General features: G+C 63.0%; 1 pseudogene. It reads right to left on the bottom strand.

From position 1 onward, the window contains the following. Positions 1–104: 104 nt before the first annotated feature. Positions 105–210: pseudogene (locus ABGA94_RS16285) on the bottom strand (ClpX C4-type zinc finger protein); the annotation flags it as partial. Positions 211–324 lie beyond the last annotated feature (114 nt).

A 324-nucleotide genomic window follows, 5' to 3' on the forward strand; every position in this document is an offset into this window, starting at 1 on the left:
GCTGGGCGGTATCGACCGGCGCCAGCAGCTGCTCGGCGGCGATGGCACGGGAATGCGGCAGCAGCAGGCCGGCCAGGCCCAGGCCGGAAAAAGCCAGGAACTCACGTCGTTGCACAGCTCCACGCACTCATCGCAGATGAACACGCTCGGACCCGCAATCAGCTTGCGCACTTCATGCTGGCTCTTGCCGCAGAAAGAGCAGTAGAGGATCTTGCCGAGATTGGAGGTGTCCGGCATTCCGGTGCGCGGCGTGCCTGACTCGAAGGTCTCCACCCACAGGTTGTTGCCCTTCGATTCCAGTCCCTGGGTGTTGTTGAAGGTGGT

The sequence above is a fragment of the Stenotrophomonas sp. 3diitr2024 genome, assembly GCF_042136455.1.
GTDB classification, from domain to species: Bacteria; Pseudomonadota; Gammaproteobacteria; order Xanthomonadales; family Xanthomonadaceae; genus Stenotrophomonas; species Stenotrophomonas sepilia.